19 protein-coding genes are annotated in these 19659 nt (G+C 42.9%); 16 read left to right on the top strand and 3 right to left on the bottom strand.

What is annotated here, in order from left to right:
• The first annotated feature begins 59 nt into the window (after positions 1-59).
• The 14 genes from Q7V32_RS15850 to Q7V32_RS15785 all read left to right on the top strand — a co-directional run bounded on the left by Q7V32_RS15850 (position 60) and on the right by Q7V32_RS15785 (position 13312).
• Positions 60-584, top strand: coding sequence for an acyl-CoA thioesterase (locus Q7V32_RS15850; protein ID WP_159654683.1), 525 nt, complete (start codon positions 60-62; stop codon positions 582-584).
• 3 nt (positions 585-587) lie between these two features.
• A complete protein-coding gene (gene parC, locus Q7V32_RS15845) occupies positions 588-2828 on the top strand; it encodes a DNA topoisomerase IV subunit A (protein ID WP_304897950.1) in 2241 nt (746 codons plus the stop codon).
• A 283-nt stretch (positions 2829-3111) separates the two neighbouring features.
• Positions 3112-4458 (top strand): Na(+)-translocating NADH-quinone reductase subunit A, encoded by a 1347-nt coding sequence (locus Q7V32_RS15840; RefSeq protein ID WP_304897949.1) that lies wholly within the window; start codon positions 3112-3114, stop codon positions 4456-4458.
• Positions 4459-4461: 3 nt separating this feature from the next.
• Positions 4462-5664, top strand: a complete 1203-nt coding sequence (locus Q7V32_RS15835; protein ID WP_304897948.1) for an NADH:ubiquinone reductase (Na(+)-transporting) subunit B — start codon at positions 4462-4464, stop codon at positions 5662-5664.
• Positions 5657-6493, top strand: a complete 837-nt coding sequence (locus Q7V32_RS15830; protein WP_304897947.1) for a Na(+)-translocating NADH-quinone reductase subunit C — start codon at positions 5657-5659, stop codon at positions 6491-6493. The genes Q7V32_RS15835 and Q7V32_RS15830 overlap by 8 nt, the downstream gene beginning before the upstream one ends.
• A 10-nt stretch (positions 6494-6503) precedes the next feature.
• The gene (locus tag Q7V32_RS15825; RefSeq protein ID WP_304897946.1) at positions 6504-7184 is read left to right on the top strand and encodes an NADH:ubiquinone reductase (Na(+)-transporting) subunit D; all 681 of its coding nucleotides are present in this window, start codon (positions 6504-6506) and stop codon (positions 7182-7184) included.
• Entirely contained in the window at positions 7184-7792 is a 609-nt protein-coding gene (gene nqrE, locus Q7V32_RS15820) for an NADH:ubiquinone reductase (Na(+)-transporting) subunit E (protein ID WP_304897945.1), read from the top strand. Before Q7V32_RS15825 ends, nqrE begins: the two co-directional genes overlap by 1 nt.
• 12 nt (positions 7793-7804) lie before the next feature.
• A complete protein-coding gene (gene nqrF, locus Q7V32_RS15815; RefSeq protein ID WP_304897944.1) occupies positions 7805-9025 on the top strand; it encodes an NADH:ubiquinone reductase (Na(+)-transporting) subunit F in 1221 nt (406 codons plus the stop codon).
• 427 nt (positions 9026-9452) lie between these two features.
• Entirely contained in the window at positions 9453-9647 is a 195-nt protein-coding gene (nqrM, locus tag Q7V32_RS15810; RefSeq protein ID WP_304897943.1) for a (Na+)-NQR maturation NqrM, read from the top strand.
• A gap of 224 nt (positions 9648-9871) precedes the next feature.
• Entirely contained in the window at positions 9872-10267 is a 396-nt protein-coding gene (locus Q7V32_RS15805; RefSeq protein ID WP_304897942.1) for a CBS domain-containing protein, read from the top strand.
• Positions 10268-10280: 13 nt separating this feature from the next.
• Positions 10281-11729: an exodeoxyribonuclease I gene (gene sbcB / locus Q7V32_RS15800; protein ID WP_304897941.1), complete on the top strand. Its 1449-nt coding sequence runs from the start codon at positions 10281-10283 to the stop codon at positions 11727-11729.
• A 157-nt stretch (positions 11730-11886) separates the two neighbouring features.
• Complete coding sequence (locus Q7V32_RS15795; protein ID WP_304897940.1) at positions 11887-12348, top strand: SRPBCC family protein; 462 nt, start codon at positions 11887-11889, stop codon at positions 12346-12348.
• Between the two features lie 6 nt (positions 12349-12354).
• Positions 12355-12864 (top strand): PAS domain-containing protein, encoded by a 510-nt coding sequence (locus Q7V32_RS15790; protein WP_304897939.1) that lies wholly within the window; start codon positions 12355-12357, stop codon positions 12862-12864.
• A gap of 10 nt (positions 12865-12874) precedes the next feature.
• On the top strand, positions 12875-13312 hold the full coding sequence (locus Q7V32_RS15785) for a type II toxin-antitoxin system RatA family toxin (protein WP_304897938.1): 438 nt from the start codon (positions 12875-12877) through the stop codon (positions 13310-13312).
• Positions 13313-13327: 15 nt separating this feature from the next.
• Here the strand turns inward: Q7V32_RS15785 and Q7V32_RS15780 are convergent, their stop codons facing one another.
• The 3 genes from Q7V32_RS15780 to Q7V32_RS15770 all read right to left on the bottom strand — a co-directional run bounded on the left by Q7V32_RS15780 (position 13328) and on the right by Q7V32_RS15770 (position 17837).
• The gene (locus tag Q7V32_RS15780) at positions 13328-15052 is read right to left on the bottom strand and encodes a SulP family inorganic anion transporter (RefSeq protein ID WP_304897937.1); all 1725 of its coding nucleotides are present in this window, start codon (positions 15050-15052) and stop codon (positions 13328-13330) included.
• 300 nt (positions 15053-15352) lie between these two features.
• Positions 15353-16606 (bottom strand): FAD/NAD(P)-binding oxidoreductase, encoded by a 1254-nt coding sequence (locus Q7V32_RS15775; protein ID WP_304897936.1) that lies wholly within the window; start codon positions 16604-16606, stop codon positions 15353-15355.
• A gap of 142 nt (positions 16607-16748) precedes the next feature.
• A complete protein-coding gene (locus tag Q7V32_RS15770) occupies positions 16749-17837 on the bottom strand; it encodes a rhodanese-like domain-containing protein (protein ID WP_304897935.1) in 1089 nt (362 codons plus the stop codon).
• Between the two features lie 676 nt (positions 17838-18513).
• Here Q7V32_RS15770 and Q7V32_RS15765 point away from each other — a divergent pair.
• On the top strand, positions 18514-18909 hold the full coding sequence (locus tag Q7V32_RS15765) for a cupin domain-containing protein (RefSeq protein ID WP_304897934.1): 396 nt from the start codon (positions 18514-18516) through the stop codon (positions 18907-18909).
• An 82-nt stretch (positions 18910-18991) separates the two neighbouring features.
• Positions 18992-19339: a Rieske 2Fe-2S domain-containing protein gene (locus Q7V32_RS15760; RefSeq protein ID WP_304897933.1), complete on the top strand. Its 348-nt coding sequence runs from the start codon at positions 18992-18994 to the stop codon at positions 19337-19339.
• Positions 19340-19659: the final 320 nt, after the last annotated feature.

The following is a 19659-nucleotide window of genomic DNA, read 5'->3' as shown; positions in this document are numbered from 1 at the left end:
GGGTTTACCCCTTTATAGGGGTGAGGCTATAATCGCGTTTTAATCTCATTATCATAGCTATGATTTCAATCCTTCCGGATTCAGCGTCCGAAAAACAAGAAAAAACGCTGACCATGAGTGTGCTCATGACGCCTGATATGGCGAACTTTTCCGGTGTTGTGCATGGCGGATCATTGCTTAAGTTACTCGATCAGGTTGCCTATGCCTGCGCGGCTCGTTACAGCAAGAATTATGTTGTGACCGCGTCATTGGACCAGGTGTTCTTTAAAGAGAAAATTCATGTCGGTGAATTGCTGACTTTATTCGCGCATGTCAATTATGTCGGGCGCTCGTCCATGGAGATCGGGATCAAGGTCGTGGCGGAAAATCTACGAACCAATGTCAAGCGGCATACCAATTCTTCGCACTTTACCATGGTGGCAGTTGATGAAGAAGGGCGGCCGGTTGAAGTGCCACAATTGATATTAGAATCCGATTTGGAAGTTAAATTGTTCGAGGCGGCAAAAATGCGCAAACAATTGCGCCGGGAAGTTATGGAAAAGACGCAATCACTCCACGTAGATTTACCAAAGGACTCACTTTAATTCATGGGTATTCAGGAAAATTTTGAACAACTCCCTCTAAAGGAATTTACTGAGAAAGCGTATCTGGATTATTCCATGTACGTTATTTTGGATAGAGCATTGCCTAATATTGGTGATGGCCTAAAACCGGTTCAGCGGCGCATCGTTTATGCCATGTCGGAACTGGGCCTTAATGCTGCGGCAAAATACAAAAAATCAGCACGTACTGTCGGTGATGTGTTGGGTAAATTTCATCCCCACGGCGATTCTGCCTGCTATGAAGCCATGGTCTTGATGGCTCAGAACTTTTCTTACCGGTATCCGCTGATCGATGGGCAGGGTAACTGGGGTTCTCCTGATGATCCCAAGTCGTTTGCGGCTATGCGCTATACCGAATCCCGTTTAACGGCCTATGCTCAATCTTTATTAAGTGAATTGGGACAAGGAACGGTCAACTGGGTCGATAATTTTGATGGCTCGCTAAAAGAACCGGTAGTTTTACCCGCCAGATTGCCTAATGTTCTATTGAATGGCACAACAGGGATTGCTGTCGGCATGGCCACCGATATTCCTCCGCATAACCTGAGAGAGATAGCTGCAGCCTGTATTTTATTGTTAGAGGCGCCTGAAACGTCGCTTGAGGAATTACTTACCCATGTCAAAGGGCCTGATTATCCAACCGAAGCCGAAATAATCACGCCTTATGAAGAAATTCAGTCGATGTATGCAACGGGTAACGGCTCAATCAAAATGCGGGCGAAATATGAAGTTGAAGAAAATAATATCGTCATAACGGCGCTGCCTTATCAAGTGTCCGGATCTAAACTGATGGAACAGATCGCTGCGCAAATGAATGCCAAGAAACTCCCTATGATCGATGATTTGAGAGATGAGTCTGATCATGAAAATCCAACCCGCCTTGTTGTCATTCCTAAATTAAAACGAATTGATGTCGACGCTTTGATGTCGCATTTGTTTGCTACGACCGACCTGGAAAAAAATTACCGGGTCAATATGAATATGATTGGTCTGGACGGCAAGCCGCAGGTTAAAAATTTGCGGAAAATTTTGTCGGAATGGCTGGTTTTCCGCACAGAAACTGTCAGGCGCCGATTGCAATATCGTCTGGATAAAGTTCTCGCTCGGTTGCATATTCTTGATGGTCTTTTAATTGCCTACCTGAATATTGATGAAGTCATTGCCATCATACGCAGTGAAGACAAGCCTAAGCCGGTGCTGATGGAGCGTTTCGGGCTCACTGATTTGCAGGCCGAAGCCATATTGGAGCTGAAATTAAGGCATTTAGCCAAATTGGAAGAAATGAAAATTCGGGGTGAACAGGCTGATCTTGAAAAGGAACGGCAAGCCCTGGAAAAAACGTTAGGTTCACCTGCGCTGCTCAACCGGTTAATCAAAAAAGAACTCGAGGCTGATACTGAGCAATACGGGGATGCACGGCGCTCGCCTATCGTCGCTCGTGATATCGCAAAACCACTGGATACGATTGCTCTGATTCCTAATGAGCCTGTTACTGTGATTCTTTCGCAGAAAGGTTGGATACGTGCGGCGAAAGGGCATGATATCGATGTTGAAACCCTGAGTTACCGGGCCGGTGACGGGTTTCTTCAAGCGGTTAAAACCAGGACGACGCAGCCGGTTTTTGTACTTGATTCCACGGGAAGAATTTACAGTACATCAACGCATGATCTTCCCTCGGCGCGAAGTCAGGGGGAACCTTTGACGGGGCGCTTTAATCCGCCTTCCGGAGCCATATTTACGCACCTGATTACCGGTAATCCGGAGGATTGGTATGTTTTTGGTTGCGACACCGGTTATGGATTTAAAATCCAGATTAAAGATTTGGCCGGAAAAAATAGAGCGGGTAAAGCCGTGATCATGATGTCCGAAAAGGCAAAAGTGCTTCACCCTTCACCTATCATGAATGAATCGGATTTATTGGCTGTTGCTACCTTGCAAGGCCGGTTGTTGATTTTTCCGGTCAGTGAGCTGCCTGCATTGGCCAAAGGAAAAGGTAATAAATTAATACATATACTACCTGCAGACTTTATTTCAGGTAAGGATCAAGTTGTTTCTATGGTAGTCATTCCCACCATGGCATCTATTCGGGTGGTTTCAGGAAAGCGACATGTCACTTTAAAGGCAATGGACATTGATCATTACTCAGGTGCGCGTGCTAATAGAGGTTATGTATTGCCGAGAGGATTTCAGCGGGTGGATCAGTTATTGGCTGAGAGCGAAACTTAACTTGATTTTCTGTGCGTAAGCTTTTATGCACTAAGCTTTGACGATGAGGGTGGATGCCTCAGTAAAAACATAAAATATGTAAAATTTGATTGACAGTTTGTTTCTTAATGGGAAACGGTTGTTTTTTAAAGGAAATGTTTGGATCGATGACTGACCGATATTGAGGAATTGATCGGATTATGATCTAATGCCCTGTATTTCTTCTTATTGTGCCTCGTGTTTTATTTTTATAAACATTGAGGATTTTATGCCGCAACCTGTTTGGAGAGTAGGCTTATTCACTATGCAATTTACTATTAAAAAAGGTTTGGATCTTCCTATTACCGGGGGGCCTGAACAGAAAATTGAGGATGGTAATCAGGTCAGTGCCGTTGCGGTTCTGGGTGCCGATTTTGTGGGGATGAAACCTACCATGATGGTGAGTGAGGGCGATCAGGTTAAATTAGGTCAAATCATCTTCACGGACAAAAAAAATCCCGGTGTTAATTACACTGCTCCGGGTGCAGGCGTGATCAAGGCAGTTAATCGCGGCGCCAAAAGAGTTTTGCAGTCGGTCGTTATAGAGCTTAAAGGTAACGAAGAAGTAACCTTCAAGAAGTATCCGGAAAGTGAGTTAGACAGTCTTACTGCGGATCAAGTTAAAGAAAACCTGGTTCTTTCCGGATTGTGGGCTTCTTTGCGCGCTCGTCCCTATGACAAAATTCCATTGATTGACAGTACGCCGCATTCAATTTTTGTCACTGCGATTGATACCCGTCCATTAGCGGCGGACCCATCAATAGTCATCAAGCCAAGAGTCAATGATTTCACGAATGGCTTAAAGATCATCTCTAGATTAACAGAAGGTAAGACTTTTGTTTGTAAAGCAAAAGGTGCTGATATTCCGGTGTCTGGATCGGTGCAGGTTGCTGAGTTTTCAGGCCCGCATCCGGCCGGTCTTCCGGGTACCCATATCCATTTGATTGACCCGGTCAATATAGAAAAATTTGTTTGGTATTTGGATTATCAAGCGGTAATGGCTATCGGTGCGTTGTTTACTACCGGACATTTAAATGTTGAACGAGTCGTGTCTTTGGCGGGACCTACCGTAAAAAGACCGAGACTGCTTAAAACAAGAGTCGGAGCGAATCTCAGTGAATTGGTTGCCGGTGAATTGGAAGATCTTGAAAACCGGGTGATATCTGGCTCAGTTTTGTTCGGTCACAAAGGCGCAGACTGGTCTGATTATTTAGGTTTCTACAGTAATCAGGTTTCAGCTTTGAAAGAAGGGCGTCAGCGAGAGTTGTTTGGCTGGATCGTTCCCGGCAAAGATAAATATTCTGCTTTGAATGTTTATACGTCCAGCAAAGATCGCAAACTGGGTCGTAAATTCCCTTTGACGACTGATAAAAACGGCAGTAATCGGGCGATTGTTCCTGTCGGGGTTTATGAATCCTTGATGCCGCTGGATATTTTGCCTACACCGTTACTGAAATCATTAGTGGTGGGTGATTCCGATCAAGCTCAATTGTTAGGCTGTTTGGAGCTTAATGAAGAAGATCTTTCCCTCATAACATTTGCAGATCCGGGCAAACACGACTTCGGTCCTGTGTTAAGAGAAAATTTAACCAAAATCGAGAAGGAAGGGTAATTAATGTCGGCTAGAGATTTATTAGATAGCATAGAGCCGCATTTTACAAAAGGCGGAAAGTTAGAAAAGTATTATGGCCTCTACGAGATGGTCGATACTTTTATCTACACACCGGCTGATGTAACACGCGGCACAACTCATGTACGTGATGGTATTGATCTGAAAAGAACCATGACTTTCGTAGTGATTGCGACTTTTTTCTGCATCATGATGGCCTTTTACAATACCGGCTATCAGGCGAATTTGGCAATCGAAGCCATGGGGTTGGAGAAAGTCGACAATTGGCGCAGTATTCCGATGATGATTTTCGGATACAGCCCAATGAACCCGATATCCTGTTTTGTCCACGGGGCTTTGTATTTTCTACCTATTTACATCGTGACTTTGGCAGTGGGTGGTGTTTGGGAAGTATTATTTGCTACGGTACGCGGACATGAGGTCAACGAAGGCTTTTTGGTCTCATCCATGCTTTATACCCTGATCATGCCGCCTGACATGCCATTATGGCAGGTGGCACTGGGTATTTCGTTCGGTATCGTGATAGGCAAGGAAGTGTTTGGCGGAACAGGAAAAAATTTCCTGAATCCTGCTCTGACTGGACGCGCATTTCTTTACTTCGCTTACCCGGCTTCTATTTCAGGCGATTCCGTTTGGGTGGCCGTCGATGGTTTTACCAAAGCAACGCCATTGGGTTTGGCTGCAACAGGAGGTCTCGATGCGGTTCATGAGGCCGGTTTCGGATGGTTTCAATCATTCTTCGGATTTATTCCTGGTTGTTTAGGTGAAACCTCTACTGTAGCCATCTTTATAGGTGCAGCATTTTTACTGTACACCCGTGTGGCTTCCTACCGCATCATGGCCGGTGTCTTTATTGGTATGGTTCTAATGTCGTCAGTATTTAACTTTATAGGCAGTGAAACCAATCCTATGTTTGCTATGCCGTGGTATTGGCATTTGGTTGTGGGTGGTTTTGCTTTTGGTATGGTTTATATGGCTACAGACCCAGTCAGTGCAGCTATGACGGATACCGGTCGATGGCTGTTTGGCGGTTTAATTGGAGTGATGACTGTTTTGATTAGAGTTGTTAATCCTGCTTTTCCTGAAGGAATCATGTTAGCAATTCTATTTTCCAACATGTTTGCACCACTCATTGATTACTTCGTCATTCAGGCAAACATCAGAAGAAGGGTAAAGCGCCATGCCTAACGAAAACAAAATAACTCAGTACGAACGATTTAGAGTTTATGCCGACAAAGTGCTGGCTCTAAATAATGATAGTCTTGAAAAAACGCTGGCTGTTGCTTTATCAGTCTGTTTTGTCTGCGCTATTTTAGTGTCTTTGGCAACTGTCGCATTAAGACCGTTGCAAATAGATAATAAAATGCTGGATATGAAGAAAAACATTCTGGATGTAGCAGGCTTGTTACAAGAAGGTGTTGATATTAATCAGGCGTTTGACGAACAGATCGAAGCAAAGCTGGTTGATCTGGAAACGGGCGATTATGTCGAAAACATGGACGTAGTTAACTACGATCAGCGTAAAGCGGCAAAGGATCCTGCGTTGAGTGTTGCGATACCGACTAAGGATGATATTGCAAGCATTCGCTTTAAAGCCAAAGTTGCCAAAGTCTATCTGGTAAAGAAAGGTGACGATATTCAGTCAATTATCTTACCTATCAATGGTTATGGTTTGTGGTCAACCCTTTATGGTTTTCTTGCTTTGGAAGCAGACGGTCAGACAGTGCAAAGTATCAATTTTTACGATCAGGCTGAAACACCGGGATTAGGCGGGGAGGTAGTCAACCCTAACTGGCGCGCCTTATGGAAAGGAAAGAAAGTCTATAACGAAGCCAATGAACCAGCCTTGGCGTTGGTTAACGGTGTAGTTGATAACGCTAAGCCTGGATCAGAATATCAGGTGGACGGATTGGCAGGTGCTACATTAACGAGTAGAGGCGTTTCAAATCTCATCAAATATTGGATGAGCAAAGAAGGCTTCGCGTTGTACCTTGATAAAGTAAAAGCTAAAGGGTAGGGCGAATATTATGAGTGCTATATTAACAACTGAAACAAAGAAAGTATTAACCAGTCCGCTGATCAACGATAATCCAATTACGCTTCAAGTACTTGGCATTTGTTCAGCGCTGGCGGTTACCTCTCAGATGTCAACGTCATTGATTATGGCTGTTGCTTTAACATCGGTCACAGCCTGTTCAAGTGCAGCTATAAGTGCGATCCGTAACCATATTCCCGGTAGTATTCGAATCATTGTGCAAATGACGATTATTGCTTCATTGGTTATCGTCGTCGACCAAATCCTGAAAGCATTTGCTTACGATGTGAGTAAACAATTGTCAGTATTTGTTGGCTTGATTATCACCAACTGTATTGTAATGGGTAGAGCTGAAGCTTATGCGATGAAAAATCCGCCATTGGAGAGTTTCTTTGACGGTATAGGCAATGGTCTTGGCTACAGTCTGATTTTGATAATTGTCGCCTTTTTCAGAGAATTATTGGGATCAGGGAAATTACTCGGGATTGAAATATTGAAGTTGACTAAAGATGGTGGCTGGTATGACCCAAATGGTCTGATGTTATTACCGCCTAGCGCTTTTTTTATCATCGGTCTTATTATCTGGGCAATTCGTCAGTACAAACCCGCACAATCTGAAAAGCCGGATTTTGCAATACTGTCTATTGCGCACGGTGAGGGAGGACATCACTGATGGAAGCTTATATCAGCTTATTTATTAAAGCCGTATTCATAGAAAATCTGGCATTGTCGTTTTTCTTGGGTATGTGTACTTTTATCGCAGTATCCAAAAAAGTGTCCACGGCTATCGGCTTAGGTACAGCCGTAATGATCGTTCAGACCATCACTGTGCCTGCTAATAACTTTGTCTATCACAGCCTCTTGAAAGAAGATGCGTTGTCATGGTTAGGCATTACCGGCGTTGATTTGAGCTTTTTAGCGCTATTAAGCTGTATCGGAATGATTGCGGCCTTGGTACAGATTCTGGAAATGATTTTAGATAAATTTTTTCCGGCTCTCTATCATGCGCTGGGCATTTTCTTGCCTTTGATCACGGTAAATTGCGCTATTTTGGCAGGCAGTTTATTCATGATTGAACGTGACTATAACTTTGGAGAAAGTGTTACTTACGGTATAGGTAGCGGTTTTGGTTGGGCGCTTGCTATTACGGTGATGGCGGGTACCCGTGAAAAACTCAAATACAGCGATATACCAAAAGGGCTGCAAGGTCTGGGTATCACCTTTATCACTGCGGGTCTGATGTCACTCGGCTTCATGGCTTTTTCTGGAATCCAACTTTAAGAAGGTATCGTAATGCTGGAAATTGCATTAGGGATTATTATTTTCACGGGAATCGTGATAGCGCTGGTATTTGTTATCCTTGGCGCAAAAAGTAAGCTGGTAGCCGAAGGGGATGTTGAAATTCTCATTAATGATGAGAAAAAAATTCACGTACCCATTGGTTCAAAATTACTGAGTGCCTTGGCAGAGAATAAATTATTTGTGTCGTCCGCTTGTGGCGGAGGTGGCACCTGTGCTCAGTGTAAAGTAAAGATATTTGAAGGCGGCGGAGAAATTCTTCCTACCGAACGCTCTCATATAACTAAAAGAGAAGCTGCCGAAGGCGAAAGATTAGCCTGCCAGGTTACTGTCAAACACAACATGAAAATTGAAGTGGAAGATAGTGTATTCGGTGTAAAAAAATGGGAATGTACCGTTAAATCCAATAATAACGTTGCAACATTCATTAAAGAGCTGGTTTTGGAATTGCCTGAAGGTGAAGCTATCAATTACAAAGCGGGCGGCTATATTCAAATTGAATGCCCTCCTCACATCGCTGAATACAAAAATTTTGATGTTCAGGATCAATACCGTGAGGATTGGGATAAATACAATCTGTGGCGTTATGTTTCTAACGTAAAAGAACCGGCGCTGCGGGCCTATTCAATGGCCAGTTATCCTGAAGAGAGAGAAATCATGCTTAACGTGCGTATTGCGACACCACCACCTGGTGCTCCCGATACCATCCCGCCAGGCATCATGTCTTCATACATTTTTGATCTGAAGCCGGGAGACAAATGTATTATTTCAGGTCCGTATGGTGAGTTTTATGCAAAAGACACTGATAAGGAGATGGTTTTTGTCGGTGGTGGAGCCGGTATGGCGCCAATGCGATCACATATTTTCGATCAATTGCGGAGACTGAAATCCAAACGGAAAATGACTTTCTGGTACGGTGCGCGTAGCCGAAGAGAAATGTTCTACGTGGAAGATTTCGACATGCTGGATAAAGAAAACGATAATTTCGAATGGCATGTTGCGCTTTCAGATCCGTTGCCGGATGATAATTGGGATGGCTATACAGGATTCATTCACAATGTCTTGTTTGAAAACTTTATCAAAAAACATCCGGCGCCTGAAGATTGTGAATACTACATGTGTGGACCGCCTATCATGAACTCTTCAGTGATCAACATGTTATTGGAAAACGGTGTTGAGCCTGAAAACATCATGCTTGATGACTTTGGTGGCTAAAAAGCAATACTTTGCAAAGCTGATTCAGCAGGCAACGATTTTTTAAGTGCATCAATAATGATAAAGCGGAATCAGAACCTTAAAACTGATTCCGCTTTTTTTTGACTCAGATTTTTTATATAAGGTAAATTGAATCATTACAAATACATTTAGGTCTTATGTCGTACTAGGTTGAATGATTCAATGCTACTTTTTTCATGATTGCAGTAAGTGCAAATCAAATATCACACTTTATTTGCATTCAATATATGCACTTTAACAAAACGATTTTTAACTATTCAGTTTAGTAACAACGAAGGTGATGCGAAGGTTACGATAGATGAGCTTAAGAATTCAACTTCCGAGAGACTATCTCTTGGGTCGCGGCTATCAATGTACACCAAATAATTACAAAAACTTTTATTCAAATACCTGACAGGACAAAACAATGACTTATTTTCTAGTGACTTTTTTCTTCATGTTAATTGTTATTGGTCTAATGGCTATAGGCGTAATATTTGGCCGTAAAGCAATTAAAGGCTCTTGTGGCGGCGCAAATAAAGGCGATTGCGTCTGTGTCAAAAAGTGTGATAAAAGAAAACAGCTTGATGCTGAAGCAGCATTAAACAGTTCAAATTCATAAAATATAAAAATAGAGTTGATCGTTGTTTTCAGTTACATTGAAGTTTAATTGGGTATTCATTTTATGCCCGACTTTGTTATCAAGAGTATTTGTTGATAGAGGAAAATTTGGTTCAATGGCTTAAGACTAGACAAGTGGAGCTATTTTAAATAGAAGTATTAAACGTATGACCGGAAGGTCTTTGATAGAAATAGAAATAGAACTATAAATAGAAGGAGTTTGTTATGCTTGCAAAAATAACTGTATCCGATTACATGGCCAAACATTTGCTCACAGTCAAGGAAGACACAGATGTGATTGAAGCAATAAGTAAATTGTTAGACCATAAAATTACCTGTGCTCCAGTATTAAACGATCAAGGAAAGCTAGTAGGGATGTTTTCTGAAAAAGATTGTATGAAAGTGGTTTTGGAAACAGCCTACAATCAGGGCCAATCAGGAAGAGTGGGTGAATTTATGACGCGCGATCTGATTACTGTTGATGCAGATTCAAGTATTTTGGATTTAGCCCAAAAATTTAGAGAAACACCATTAAGAAGTTTTCCAGTTTATAAACAAGGTGAATTAGTGGGTGTTGTCAGCAGAACTGATGTGTTAAAAGCCTTGATTTCAATAAAATAATTCAAGTGCGTTAATGGCTGGTCCTACTTTATATTGGCACGACTACGAAACCTTTGGTATAGATCCACAATGGGATCGGCCAGTTCAGTTCGCGGGCGTTAGAACAGATTATGATTTTAATGCGATAGATGATCCGCTCGTTATTTACTGTAAACCTTCCGATGACTACCTTCCTGATCCTGAATCCTGTGCAATTACAGGGATAACGCCCCAGTTAGCTCTTGAAAAAGGTGCAAGCGAAGCAGAATTCATAGCACGGATACTGGAAAAATTGCTTGTTTCAAATACCTGTGTATTAGGCTATAACAGCATCCGGTTTGATGATGAGGTCACCAGAAATACGCTTTACCGAAATTTGTATGATCCTTATCAACGCGAATGGCAGAATGGTAATTCCCGCTGGGATTTGATTGATGTGGTTAGATCGTGCTACGCACTGCGGCCGGAAGGAATTGAGTGGCCGCTTGATGACGCAGGTTCTCCGGTGTTTCGATTGGAAGTCTTGACTCAAGCCAACGGGATTCAACATCAAGCCGCTCATGATGCGCTGTCAGATGTTTATGCCACGATTGCCTTGGCAAAGCTGATCAGACAGGCTCAGCCAAAATTGTATCAGTTTCTTTTTGATAACCGATCCAAAAAGGCCGTATCGAATTTGATCAATCTCGGTTCCAACGAGCCATTGATTCATATCTCAGGCCGCTATTCGGCAGCTAAAAAGTGTGCGGCGGTTATTTTGCCCATCTGTGAGCACCCTGCAAATCCCAATGGTGTTCTGGTTTATGATCTATCCATTGATCCCGAACCGTTGTTGGCGCTTACTCCTGAAGAAATAAAACAGCGTATTTTTGTGGCAAATGATCAACTTGCTGCCGGTGTTGCACGAATCCCCCTTAAGACCATTCACTTAAATAAATGCCCTGTTTTGGCCCCTATCAAAGCCCTAAGACCCAGCGATGCAACGCGGCTATCCATTGATCTTGGCGTCTGCCTAAAAAATGCGGAACGTTTATCAACGGATAAAGGCCTGGCCGGCAAGTTAAGCCAGGTTTTTTCAAAATATGCAGATGATAACGTTCTTACTGACCCTGATTTGATGATATACAGCGGCGGGTTCTTTAGTCCTGGCGATAGACAGTTGATGCAGAGAATTCATGACTTGCCGCCTCAAGATCTGGGCTCTACAACTTTCCCGTTCAAAGACAGCCGATTAAAGGAAATGCTGTTCAGGTTTAGAGCTAGAAACTACCCGGAAACACTGAGCCATTCAGAAATGGATTATTGGCGAAAATTCTGTTATCAAAAATTGATGCAACCAAACGACAATCATCGAATCGGATTAGATGCTTATTTCGAAAAAATATTGAAATTAATCAGTGATGGGCGATTAGACCAGCGAACAGGTGATGAATTAACCCGTTATGGATTAAACAAAAGGGATGCTTTACAGATAGATAATTAGATAATCGGTGGTTGTAATCCTTTGGTTAGCGTAATGGTTATTGCCATTTGCAACTGTACATAGTGTGGTAATCTTCAATACATGTTTATTTTATGCAATTAATGAAACAGATCCTTGATGATCATACTGATATTACTTTCTTGAAGGCGAGGTACATATGTTTGGATTAAGTTCAAATCATGCCGCAACCGGAACAGCAAGCATTGTTGTCAACAAACCTATTGACCATGTTTTCAAGTTTATCGGCATTGATTTTTTTGAGAATTATCCTCGGTGGTCACCGGAGGTGCGTGAATGTGAGCTGTTAAGTGATCCGCCATTACAGTTAAACAGCTTCGTTCGGCAAGTCCGTGTAGATCAAGGTCAAAGAAGTGAATCAACATTCAAGGTCACCGTTTTTAAGCCGGAACGACAGCTCGTATTTGAAGGTGTTTCTAATGCTTATCGATGCAGCTATGATTTACTGGCCCTTCAGACATCGACTGAGCTGATTTTTACATTTGAGCTACTTAAGCTCGAGTTGTTTATGCTGCCATTTGAAAAACTTATTGGGATCGCGGTTCAAGATGGCGCCAAAAGAACAGTAAGAAATCTAAAAACGCTTCTGGAAGCCGGTTAAATGTAGGTGTTGACTTTACAAGTCATGATCTCTTCAGGGTGTTTAAAACAACAAAACGGAGGAAGTTTTATGCAATTTCAAGTAGATAAACAAGACGGCATAATTCCTCAAATTTTGACTCAGATTTTGGATGGCTGTATCAACGGTGTTACTTTGTCAGATCCTGACATTGAGGATAACCCAATTGTATTTGCCAATCAGGTATTTGAAAAAATCACAGGCTATACAAAAGAGGAAATTATCGGTAAAAACTGCCGCTTTCTTCAGGGCGATCTTCGTGATCAACCTGAAATTGCTCAAATTAAAGAGGCCGTAAAAAATAGAACACCCATTGAAGTTACGCTGAAGAATTTTCGTAAAAATGGCGAGCTTTTTTATAACCGCTTATCGATCAAACCTTTATTCGATGGTGAAGGACGGCTGATTTACTTCTTAGGCGTCCAATACGATGTTACTGAGAAAAAGCTTGCGAAAATGGAAATTGATCAATTAAACAAATGCTTAGCGGCTTTTTGAATAATGCGTCATGACACGTTTTAGCCGACAAGTCACACTGAAATATTCGCCTGATCAGATGTACGACCTTGTTAATGATGTCAGCGCTTATGCCAGTTTTATACCTTTATGCAGTCGATCTGAAGTCCATGAAAAGTCAGATAATAAACTGACTGCAACCATTGCTATTGCAAAAGGCCGTGTCGGATTTTCTTTTACAACGCTTAATCGGATGGAAAAAGGGCAGCAGATAAGGATGCAACTTGTCAGCGGTCCTTTTAAATCTTTGACGGGACTCTGGACTTTTAATCCTTTGGAGTCTGATGGCTGTCTGGTCTCTGTGGAATTTGATTTTGAATTTGCTAATAAGTTATTAGCCGTTGCGTTTAGTCAAATATTTATACAGGTTTGTGAATCAATGATCGAGGCGTTTAAAAAACAGGCTAAGGTTCGTTATGATCATCTTTAGTCAAACAGCGTTAATTCAAGCCAGTTCCTTTACGGCATCTTCAGTTCTAAAAAATAATTTTCCCGGTTTAAGCTGTTTAAAGAAATCGGTTTTTTCAAGCTTGTCAATGACCGGTCCTTTGGCCTCCGCAAGATTCAATGTAATATTTGAATTTTGAAGTACATGATTCAGGTTTTCCAGGGCTTCTAGCGCTGTTGCATCAATATCGTTGACTGAAGTGAAAATCAGCACAATCTGTTTGATAGCGGGTTGTTTACGTAACTCAGTGGTAATGAAGTCGTCGATAAAATTAACATTGGCGAATGTGATGCTTTCATCTACCCGTAGCAGCAGCAGATGATTCCATGTTTCAACCTGGTGCCGTTTGACATTCCGATAATGTTCAGTATCAGGAATGCGGCCCACAATAGCGATATGCGGATGACTGGTTTTTCGTAAATGGCTTACCACGGTCAGAATAATGCCTAAAGTGATACCTTCCTCTATGCCCAGCGTTAACACGCCAATCAGCGTAACCAGTTCGGCAATACCATCACCTCTGTCATAGCGCCACGTGTGAATAATAGACTTGATTTTTACCAAGGGCACAATGGCAACCAGAATGATCGCGGCCAAAGCGGCTTTGGGTATGTTATGAAACAAGGGACTGAAATAAATAACAGCTAAACCCAAAAGACCCGCTGCAATTAATGTAGCCATTTGAGTTTTGGCGCCGGCAGAATAATTCACCATTGTTCGGCTGAAGCCACCGGCAACGGCCATGCCTCCGGAAAGAGAGGTAACAAGATTGGCGGCACCCAATGCGATCAACTCCTGATTGGCAGAAATCTTTTCATTACGCAGATTAGCCGTCACCTTGGCAATCGCCACACTTTCGACATAGGCAATCAGCGCAATAAAAGCCGCGTAAGGCAATAGTGGGCGCCAGTGTTCAACCGACAGAAAGCCCAGTCCTAATGATGGAAATCCAGATGGCACCGCGCCAACAACGGCAACCTGCTGGTCTAGTAAATGCCATTTAGTCACAATAAATGTGGTGAGCATGATGGTTAAAAGCGGTCCGCATTTACTGATCGCAATGATTATTTGGGTGGGTACCCGCATTTTTTTTAACAACACGGTCAATGGTTTTCCAAACGAAATGAGCAGGGCCAACGCAGACAAGCCAATGGCGATGGTTATCGTATTTGGCGTATTAAACAGGTTACTGAAACAGTGTCTATCGATACCGCATTCAACCGGTTTGAATCCTAACAGCGGAGGCAATTGGCTGAATATGATCAAAATCGAAGCCCCGCTGGTAAAGCCGGTCAGTACCGGATGGCTAATAAAGTTGACCAGATTGCCCATGCGAAGGATGGACATAAATAACAAAATGACCCCGACCATGGCAGATAAAACTAACGCGTTTTCTTCACTGTTTCCAAGAAGTTTTATCTCGGGTGAATTGAGAGCGCTGGCAATCATGATTGCCGCTATTGAAACCGGACCGACAGAAAGCGTCCGGCTGGTTCCCAATATGGCATAACAAATTGGTGGCAGAATGCTGGCGTAAAGCCCTAATTGCGGCGGCAAACCGGCCAGTAACGCATAAGCTATGCCTTGAGGTACCAGTAAAATCGCAGTGATTATTCCCGCGAATAAGTCATCCCCAAAGTCTTTGCGGGTATACGTTCTAAGCCAACTCAGTATAGGGACGAACCGGTAAAAACTCGGTTCTGTTGATTCAGGGTATGACATAGAAATAAAGTTATAATAGTTTCTGTTACTGAAATCAGGACCGAGGACTCAGGGCATTTTTGAATTTTCTGCGGATTCCGGTGTGGCAGGTATTCAGCGTCTTCGCTAACCGGTAATGCTGTTGAATCAAGCTGTTCATTGCGGAGTTGTCCGGGCAGGTGGAGACTTATCCGCACTGAGCAAATAGATTTCCACCTACATGAGTAAGCTATCTTTGGCTAAAAATAAAAAACAGAAGATGAGCCGGATCTTAGTCTTTTTATTCAGAGTGGATCGGGCTGGACCATGCTGAGTGTCCTTTTAATTATCGTCTAAAAATTGTTTCACATAGGTGTCTTTATGTGGAATATCAATGCGATAACCTTTGAGCATCATGTGCCAGTACATCCATGGAAAACCGGTCGTTTTGCCCCACCACCAGATAAAGCGGTTTTGTCTTGGATCTAAAATGGGAAATGAAGGCGTCACTTTACCGCTATAAGAAAATTCTGCGAGCATGACCGTACTAAGCGAGGTTGCTAAAGGGCAAGAACCGTAACCGTCATATTTATCGGATAAGGCTTTACCGCTGATTAAATTCAGTATGTTGTCAACGACAACAGGAACTTGTTTACGAATTGCAGCCGCAGTTTTTGCGTTAGGTGTCGACCCCGCGTCTCCCAGGCCGAAAATATTGCTGTATCGATTGTGTTGCAGTGTTTTTTCATGAAGGTCTACCCATCCTGCCGGATTAGCCAGCGGACTGTTTTTAATAAAATCAGGGGCACTTTGGGGGGGGGTGACATGGATCATGTCAAACTGCTTGGATACACGTGTCTTATTGCCGTCTGCATCGGTTTTTTCGAAGAAAGCGGTTTTCGCAGGCCCGTCAATAGCGACTAGATTATGCTGAAAATGGGTTTTAATGCCGTAGTCTGCAACCACTTTATCCAAAGCTTTTGCAAAAAATGGAATTCCGAACATAGCCGGTCCTGCATTGCAGAACTCAACAGATATTTTATCGAGGATGCCTTTTTTGCGAAAACGATCGGAAGCCAGATACATGATTTTTTGCGGGGCACCGGCGCATTTGATGGGCATGACGGGCTGGGTAAATAAAGCCGTGCCGGATTGCAGATTCCGGATGCACTCCCAAGTATACTCTACAGTTTCAGCCGAATAGTTACTGCATACGCCATTGTGGTTCAGTGTTTCCTTGAGTCCTTCTATTTTTTGCCAATCCAGCTGAAGGCCGGGGCAGACAACCAGATAATCATAACTGAGTGACGTGCCGGAACGTAAAGTGACTGTATTGGCATCCGGTTGAAACGTTTCGGCATAGTCTTTGATCCAAGTAACACTAGGGTGAATCAGATCGGCCTCTTTGCGCGAGGTTTTGGCCATGGTATACGCGCCGCCGCCGATTATGGTAAATCCCGGTTGATAATAATGAATTTCGGAAGGCTCAATCAAAGCGATATCGATTGAACTGTTTTGCCTTCTCATGTTGTTTGCGACAGAGACGCCCGCTGCGCCTCCGCCTATGATCAAGACGGTATGGTGTTGAGTTGACATGAATTCCTCCAAACTTTTGTGGTGAGTTATGACGTGGCTTTATCTCTGCAAGCCTTATAGTTTTGTAAGCCGGATTGCCTTTGGCCAATTGGGGCCTATCGGGTATGTCCGGCTTTTATTGCCGGCGACAGAGATTAAAATCCTAAGCGCATTTTTGCCAGGCTTCATAACCTCCGGCCATGGATAATACGTTTTTATAGCCCAGGTTTTGCAGTGTTAATGCGGCAAGTGCCGAACGGTTTCCGCTGCGACAATAGACTAAAACTGGTTTAGACTTATCAGCAAGATCAGGCTGGTTTCCAATTTTAAATTCCAGTAGGCCACGCGGTATCGGTAAGGCATTATCCAGATGGCCGGCGGCATATTCGCTTTCTTCGCGCGTGTCTATAATGACGACATTACCTTCGGCAATCAACTGTTTGGATTTTTCAACATTGATTTCAGTAATCTGCTGTTTGGCGAAATCCACCATATCCTGCGTCGATGATTCACTTCTGACCGGACGCGTAGCTTCTCTTTGTGAAATGGCGTCTTGCCGTTCATTTTCTTCCAATCCGCAATACCGGTTAGCGGGAACCGCTTCATCAATAAGGCGTGGTTTGGGTAAGTTGAGATTATTCATGATCTCAATGAATTCCTCGCGCGATTTTCCGGCCAATCGAGGGTTGGTAGTACGTTCCTGCATGATGTTGCTGACCCAGCGTCCCTGATAATCATGGCCCGGATACACCAGCGTGTCGTCGGGTAAGGTAAATAAACGTTGCGTGATGCAGTCATACAGGGCACCGGCGTCTCCTCCTTGAAAATCGGTGCGCCCGCATCCGCCTATGAATAAAGAATCGCCGGTGAACACGCGGTCACGCCATAAAAATGAAATACTGCCTTTGGTATGTCCAGGGGTCGCAATGACCTTGATTTTTTCATTTTTTCCGAATTCAAAGACATCGCCATCCTGGATTTGAATATCGGCTGTTTCCGCGCCGCATAATTGGCTGACGGCGGTTTCAGTTCCGAGCTTTTGACGGAGTAAACCGCTTGCAGTGATGTGGTCGGCATGCACATGCGTTTCCAGCGTATATTTCAACTTTAAGCCATGTTCATCCAGCAATGCGAGGTATTCGTCGATGCAGGTGTTGACCGGGTCTATGATCACGGCTTCCTTGGCTTCGGTATCAGCAATTAAATAAGTGTAAGTCCAGGTTTCAGGGTCGAATAATTGTTTAAAAAGCATGGTGTGTCTCCTGTAGTTATTCTTCTAATTTCAAAGCGCTATACTGCTTTTATATAATCTAGCAATAGTAATGCCATAAGACTTAATTTGTGTAAATTATTGAATTCAAACATTATATTATAATGATAGCTAGGACTATAAAATCAATCGTGTGAATGATGTTTCATTGAAACATCATTCACTTAATGCTGCGATTTATTTCAAAACAATTATCGTTATGGCTTTGAAAAGTTGGGTAGGCTATCGCCTGCCGCAACACTGTTCATCATCTTTTTTGTTGCTCAACTGAATAGTTACTAATTTTTTTTGAGAGGCCATTTTTCAACTTTATTTTTAGATCTGTCAATATTACGCCTTCTATTTTTTTAAAAATAGTAATAGAAACTCGAGCTTAAGTTGCTACTGCCCATTGACATTGATTTATTGGTGTTTCATCTGAAACGTTGTTGTTTCAGATGAAACATCAAGCGGCTGAATGTATCCCAGCAATTTTGTTACATCTTTGATTTATAGGTGTTCATTCAATAGCGTGAAAGTAAAAAGATTAAAATTGAACGTAATTTCAGTTATTCTGATCTTACCGATTATGATAGAAATCAATCCATCCAGTCGCGCGTCTCATTGTATGCCGGTGCGATGGCTCAACATGAATCAGCTTTAACTTGGAGAAATCTTCATGAATAAACAACAACGTTTTAACTCTGCAAACCGCTTGATTGGTCTCTCGGCGGCCATTTTTATATTAGGATTAAGCCCTGCTGAGGCAAAGGAAAAGCCTCAGTTTGAAAGAAAGGTTCTCTCGGCACATAAAGTTGAATTGCCTTCTAATCACGTTAATGCCAAAACCATTAAAGTGACTTTTCCTCCTGCTTTTAAAACACCTGATCATGTGCATGAAGGTCCTGGTCCACGTTATGTCGTCAAAGGTAAATTAAAAGTAATTGAGGGTGATCATGTGGGTGTTTATTCGGCAGGTGATACGTTTTGGGAAACCGGCAGCCTCATGTCGGTTGAAAATGTCGGTAATGGCCCGGCCGAGCTGATTATTTTTGAACTGGCGCCGGTAAAATAATCACCCGTGGGATATCTTTTAAGTCAAAATCCAACAGAGTAAATTACCGGTAGGCTGCAACTGCTTTCCGGTAGCTTCAACTATGAAATCTAAGTCTGATCATCCCATTTGTGAATTGACAGAGTTACAGGGCCGTCCGTCTTTATCGTTTACATTAAACGTTAAAGATGACGTTATAGCCGGATTTTTGGTTGTTACAGCGCAAGGGTTTAGAGCCTATAAGAATTCATGCCCGCATTGGGGCGTTGAATTGAATTGGAAGCCGGATGAATTCTTTAATGTAGATTTGACGCATTTAATGTGTTCAGTGCATGGCGCATTATTCAAACCCGATGATGGCGAATGTATTGTTGGGCCTTGCGTCAGACAGCGTTTGGTACCGATTCCTATCACTGTAATGGATGGTATCGTTTATTATTCCGGAAAATAGTCTGGATGGGGGGAATGGCAGGGCAAACGCATTAAAACACTATAGAAAATCAGATAGTTAACATATTCCTTTTTCCGGATTAACTATAAGATTTGGTTTATTTGAAACCTAAAAAAGGCTTTGTGTCGCTATCGCGACACTTAAGTGGAGTCGGTTAGCGGATCTACAACCGCGATACAGCTACGAAACCCATCCCTGGGTTTCGCCCTTCGGGCCAGCTAAAGCTGTTCAAAATCGTTCCCGCCGATTTTGTCTTTGCTTGTCCAAAGAAAAGTATCCAAAAGAAAAGACACCCGGAGGCCGCTGCATCCTGCGCGCTG

The sequence above is a fragment of the Methylicorpusculum sp. genome, assembly GCF_030651835.1.
In the GTDB taxonomy this organism is placed as follows: Bacteria; Pseudomonadota; Gammaproteobacteria; order Methylococcales; family Methylomonadaceae; genus Methylicorpusculum.
This window is presented reverse-complemented; position numbering and strand designations above follow the sequence as displayed.